The sequence below is a fragment of the Novosphingobium sp. B-7 genome, from assembly GCF_000410615.1.
Taxonomy (GTDB): Bacteria; Pseudomonadota; Alphaproteobacteria; order Sphingomonadales; family Sphingomonadaceae; genus Novosphingobium; species Novosphingobium capsulatum.
In genome coordinates this window covers 5,253-10,605 of the sequence record NZ_KE148489.1, presented here as the reverse complement: position 1 = coordinate 10,605, position 5,353 = coordinate 5,253, and the positions used below count along the sequence as shown (strand labels likewise).

7 protein-coding genes are annotated in these 5,353 nt (G+C 67.5%); 2 read left to right on the top strand and 5 right to left on the bottom strand.

Annotated elements, in window-relative coordinates; genetic code table 11:
* Positions 1-951, bottom strand: a 951-nt coding sequence (gene cpaB, locus H926_RS0121400) for a Flp pilus assembly protein CpaB (protein ID WP_022678072.1), incomplete at its 3' end; no start/stop codon positions are given.
* A gap of 63 nt (positions 952-1,014) precedes the next feature.
* The gene (locus H926_RS29680; protein WP_043610870.1) at positions 1,015-1,488 is read right to left on the bottom strand and encodes a prepilin peptidase; all 474 of its coding nucleotides are present in this window, start codon (positions 1,486-1,488) and stop codon (positions 1,015-1,017) included.
* A gap of 100 nt (positions 1,489-1,588) precedes the next feature.
* Between H926_RS29680 and H926_RS0121390 the strand changes: the two genes are divergently transcribed.
* Together H926_RS0121390 and H926_RS0121385 are read left to right on the top strand one after the other, a co-directional pair.
* Positions 1,589-2,572, top strand: coding sequence for an alpha/beta fold hydrolase (locus tag H926_RS0121390; protein WP_022678070.1), 984 nt, complete (start codon positions 1,589-1,591; stop codon positions 2,570-2,572).
* Positions 2,573-2,591: 19 nt separating this feature from the next.
* Complete coding sequence (locus tag H926_RS0121385; protein WP_022678069.1) at positions 2,592-3,704, top strand: FAD-binding oxidoreductase; 1,113 nt, start codon at positions 2,592-2,594, stop codon at positions 3,702-3,704.
* Positions 3,705-3,756: 52 nt separating this feature from the next.
* Here H926_RS0121385 and H926_RS0121380 read toward each other — a convergent pair whose 3' ends face one another.
* From H926_RS0121380 to H926_RS35175, 3 genes are all read right to left on the bottom strand, one after another.
* A complete protein-coding gene (locus tag H926_RS0121380; RefSeq protein ID WP_148291848.1) occupies positions 3,757-4,362 on the bottom strand; it encodes a hypothetical protein in 606 nt (201 codons plus the stop codon).
* A 67-nt stretch (positions 4,363-4,429) separates the two neighbouring features.
* Positions 4,430-4,861: a ribonuclease HI gene (rnhA, locus tag H926_RS0121375; protein WP_022678067.1), complete on the bottom strand. Its 432-nt coding sequence runs from the start codon at positions 4,859-4,861 to the stop codon at positions 4,430-4,432.
* Positions 4,858-5,353: phosphotransferase (locus tag H926_RS35175; RefSeq protein ID WP_237741144.1), on the bottom strand; the 496-nt coding region annotated here is incomplete at its 5' end. The genes rnhA and H926_RS35175, both read right to left, overlap by 4 nt.

The window sequence follows — 5,353 nt, the reverse complement described above, 5'->3', positions numbered from 1 at the left end:
GGCCGGGCCGGCCATGGCGGCCACGGGTGCTGGGGCGGGCGGCGCGGTAAAGCCGCCGCCACCGCCAGCGCCACCCATCGGCGGCATCGACTTGCGCTGGAAGCGCGAGACATCGCCACCCGTGGCAAAGCTGGTGCCGCCATCGAGCGGGTGGGCCAGCGCCTGCTTGAGCAGCTTTTCCTCGTCCTGCGGCGTGGCCCCGGCCGGAACCTTGACATCGCCCGAGGCGATCGCCTGCTCCAACTCGGCCGAATTGTCGGCCAGCGAGCGCAGCGAGAGGCTGAGCGTGCCGATGGTCTGCGCCACGGCGATCTTTTCCGCGATCTTGGGCGTCACTTCCACGGTGACGGTGCTGAACGCCTTGACCTTGGTCTTGCCCTCGATCTGTTCCTGCGTGGCGGACTGGTCGGTGGCGAGCACGCGCAGGTTGCGGATGATGGTTTCCGATGCCTTGAGCGGCTGCGGATCGTTGCCCTTGACCGTCTGGGTCAGCACCAGGTCGATATGGTCACCGGGAAAGACGAAGCCGGCCACACCGGTGCGGGCGGAAACCGGAATGGTGACGGCGCGCATGCCCGGGCCGAGCGCGGCGGCGAGGAAGCCGCGATCGCCCGGGGCCACCAGCGAACCTTGCGTAATCGGTTCGCCGGCGGTGATCGGGTTGCGCACCACGGTGCCGAGCATCTTCTGCATGTCGGCTTCGCCTTCCACGAAATAGGCGTCCTGCACCATTTCCTTGGGCCAGGCCTTGAAGCCAATCGAATCGGCGGTGATGATCGTGCCGACGGGCAGGGCGCGCTGGGCCACCAGCACCTTGGAACCCATTTCCACCTTGGCCGCAGCGATCGCCTGGGGCGAACCCGAGCCACGAATGAGGCCGAGGCCGAACAAGGCCGATGGAATGCCCAGCACCAGCGAGGCCCCCAACAACAGTAGCTTCTTCTTGTCCATCGCCAGTTTATCCCGCCCTTACAGAATAGCGCTCAGCCATCCGACAAATTGGTTAAGTTGGCCTTAGCCCGCCGCGAGCGCGTGAATGCCCGCGCCATATGTGGTGCCAAGAACACACAGCCCCGCCGTGGCGATCGCCACGCCATAGGGGATCTTCAGCCGGTCCTTGCGGCGCCGCATCAGGTGCCACATGCCCATCCCCACGGTGAGCAGGCCGCCCACCAGGGCCATGATCAGCAGAAGCTTGGCAAACAGCACCGGCCGCAGCCATAGCGCCAGCGCGGTGAGCAGCTTGACATCGCCGCCGCCCATCATGCGCAGGGCAAACAGCCCCGCCAGCACCACGAAGGCCGCCAGCGCCACGCCCAGTTGCAGCACGACATCGGGCCACAGGTGCAGCCCGCAGGCCCACCAATAGACCGGGGCCAGCGCCGCGATCGCGGCGTTGAGCCAGTTGTCGATCTGTCTGCGGCGCAGGTCGGTAAACGCTGCGATCAGCAGCGCGATTGCCAACACTCCGGCCAATCCGTAAACCATGGAAATCCCCCTCGATGATGCGGGGATACCGGAAAATCACTTACCAAACGGTAACCAAGCCAAGCGGCGGGATCGGGCGTGAAACAGGGCGTCGCAAGCAATGGTTAAGCATGTCTGGAAGGGCATCGGTGGGCGCGAGATCCCCGCTGGTGCGAGCGAATCGACCTGGTCCGCCAGCGATGGCACCGCCATCCGCCGGATCGACTGGCGGCGTGGCGATGGCCCGCCGAGGGGGTCGATCCTGTTCCTGCCCGGGCGCGGGGACTTTTATGAAAAGTATTTGGAAACGTTCGATTACTGGGCGTCTAAGGGCTGGTGCGTAACCGCCGCTGACTGGCGCGGGCAGGCTGGCTCTGCCGGGCCGCAAAGCGGGCCAACGGTGGGTGACATCGCCGATTTTTCGGTCTGGGTGGATGACCTTGCCCATCTTTACCAAATCTGGCGCGCGCAAACACCGGGGCCGCATGTGGTGATCGGCCATTCGATGGGCGGCCACCTGGTGTTGCGCACATTGGCCGAGCAGCGAATCGCCCCTGATGCGGTGGTGCTGAGCGCGCCGATGCTGGGATTCGCTACCGTGCTGCCGCGCCCGGTGCAGCGCATTTATGCCGCGCTGATGGTTCGGCTGGGCGACCCGGCCCGGCCCGCCTGGAAAAGCAGCGAAAAGCCCGGCGCGCGGGCCGCGCTGCGTGCCAACCTCCTGACGCACGATGAAACCCGCTATGCCGATGAACAATGGTGGCGGGAACAGCGGCCTTGGCTGGCGCTGGGTCCGGCCAGTTGGCGCTGGCTGAAAAAGAGCAGCGAATCGTTCGACCGGCTCGATGCGCCCGGCGTGCTGGAGGCGGTGACCACCCCGGTGCTGCTGCTTGCCACGCGTCACGATGCGCTGGTGTCGTGGCCGGCCATAGCCCGCGCCGCGCAGCGCCTGCCCAAGGCCCAACTGGTGGCTTGGGGGCGTGAGGCGCGGCACGAACTGCCGCGCGAATGTGATGCCGTGCGCGATCGAGTGCTTGCCTCGATCGACGAATTCCTCGAACGGGAAGCCCCACAGCGGCAAGACACGGCCGCCATGGCGGAATAGGGCAGGCAGGGGCGCGACCATGGACGAGTTCGACATCGCGATCATCGGCGCCGGCATGGCCGGGGCAAGCATCGCCGCCGAATGCGGGCCCCATGCCCGCGTCTTGCTGGTCGAGGCGGAGGACAGCCCAGGCTACCACACCACCGGCCGCTCCGCCGCGTTCTGGGACGAGATCTATGGCGGGCCGGCCGTCGTGCCGCTCACCCTTGCCTCGGGGGATTACCTGGCACAGCACGGCTTTCTGCAGCCGCGCGGCTCGCTGGTGATCGGGCGGGCAGAGGATCGCGCCGCGCTGGAAACCTTCGTGGCCGACTATGGCGCGCTCGGCGCCACGGTGGACATGATCGATCGCGCCGGCATGATCGCGCTGGTGCCTGGCCTGCGCGAGCAATGGTGCGTGGGGGCCTGGCAGCCGGGCTGCGCCGATATCGACGTGGCCGGGCTGCACCAGCACTATCTGGCCCTGGCGCGCCGCACCGGAACCGTCTTCCGCCTGCGCGCGCGCATCGATTCGCTGGTACACGAGGGGGCTGGCTGGCGCCTGGCATGGCGCGGGGGGCAGGCGCGCGCCGGGGTGGTGGTCAACGCCGCCGGGGCCTGGGCCGACGAAGTCGCCAGGCTCGCCGGGGCGGCTTCCCTGGGCATCGCGCCGCTGCGCCGCACGATCACGCAACTGCGTGTCGATCCACCCGTGCCGGCCACACTGCCGCTCACCTTCGGGCTGGCCGGAGACTTCTATTTCAAGCCATCGGGCGATCGGCTGGGGGTTTCGCCGCACGATGAAACGCCCGACGTGGCGCACGATGTCGCGCCCGAGGAAATCGACGTGGCACTGGCGATCGATCGCCTGGAACAGGTGGTGGATTGGCGCATCGCCGCAGTGGAGCGGCGCTGGGCCGGGCTGCGCAGCTTTGCCCCCGATCGCGCGCCGGTCTATGGCTTTGATCCTGCCGTGCCGGGCCTGTTCTGGTTTGCCGGGCAGGGCGGCTTTGGCATCCAGACCGCGCCCGCCGCCGCGCGCCTGGCCGCGCAACTGCTGCTGGGCCAGTCGGCCGATACGATGACCGAACGGCTTGATCCGGCGCGCTATGCCCCGGCGCGCTTGTCGCCCGCTGGTCTTGCCCTGGCTTGAAGCGGGCCGGCGCAGAATGGTTATGTCATGCAGTTAACGCGGTGTTTGCGCTCTATTCCTTGATGCGCTTTTCCATCACCCGCTTGTCGTGCAGCGGGGGATGGCGTGGCGGCACCCGGCGCGCTGGGCGAACGGCCACATCCACCGTGCGCGTGGTGGTCACGGTGCGGGTTTCGCCACAAGGCTGGCAGCCCCCGGTACGCGGCAGCGGCACAGGCACCATGACCACCCCTGCCACGTAATAGCCCGGCGGCGCGATCCAGCTGCCGGTATAGACCGGCACTTGCCCGGCATAGCCCGGCGCGGAATAGGCCTGGGGTGGATGGCCCGGTGCATAATAGCCAGCGCCGGGATAGGCCGGAGCAGGCATCGCCTCGCATGGCGGCGGCCAGCCGTGCCGTTGCGGTTCGCCGCCATCGATGCCGGGCACGCTGCACGGGCCTGGCCCTGGGCCATAGGGAACCATCGCGGAGGGCGTTGCCGGCGTGGTGACCGGTGGCGGTGGTTGGTGCCGCGCCACGGCTGGTGATGCTGCCGCCGCCATCAGGCTGGCAGCCGCCAGCACCCACCCCGCACGGTTGACCGTGAACTGGCACACCATCGAACATCCCCCGCGATCGGCCGGCGCCAAGGCGGCCTGTGCGCGGCAGTTTACCATGAAGCGCCATGCCGCCAAACCGGATGGACCGCAGCTGAGTCCCGGAATGGATCAGGCTCGCGATGAATCAGGCGGCCTTGGCCGCGTCGCTGGCGAGTTTGTCCACCCGCTCGTTTTCCGGGTGGCCGTCATGTCCCTTGACCCACACCCACTCGATATTGTGCGGGCGGGCAGCGGCCACCAGTGCGCGCCACAGGTCTTCGTTCTTGACCGGCTTGTTGTCGGCCGTTTTCCAGCCTCGTTTCTGCCAGCCAAAGATCCACTTGGTGATGCCGTCGAGCACATACTTGCTGTCGGTGTGCAGGGTCACCTGGCAGGGCTGGGTCAGCGCTTCCAGCGCGCGGATAGCGCCCATCATTTCCATGCGGTTGTTGGTCGTCTCGCGCTCGGAACCGACCAGTTCCTTTTCGTGCTCGCCCATGCGCAGCAGCGCACCCCAGCCACCCTTGCCGGGATTGCCCTTGCAGGCGCCGTCGGTGAAGATATCGACCTGCTTCACAGTGCGAACACTCCACCATTCGCCGGATCGGCATAGAATTGCAGCCGGCGGGCAAAGGCCATCGGGTCTTTCCGCGTCACCAGGGCATCGGCCGGGGTATTGAGCCAGTCATAGGCGCGGCTCATGGCAAAGCGCATCGCCGCCCCTTGTGCCAACACGGGCAGCGCCGCCCGTTCTGCCCCAGACAGGGCGCGCACGCTGGCATAGCCTTCAAGCAGCGCCGCCGAAAGATCGGCGCGGAACGCCAGGCCCGCCGCATCGAAACACCAGGCGGCATGCGTCACCGCCAGGTCATAGGCGATCACGTCGTTGCAGGCGAAATAGAAGTCGATCAGGCCAGTGACCGTTTCCCCCTGCATCAGCACGTTGTCGGGAAAGAGATCGGCATGGATCACGCCGGTGGGCAGGTCTTGCGGCCATTGCGCGGCCAAGCGGGGCAGGTGCTGCGCCACCAGGCTGGCCAGCGCCGGATCGATGCTGGCCAGGCCCTGC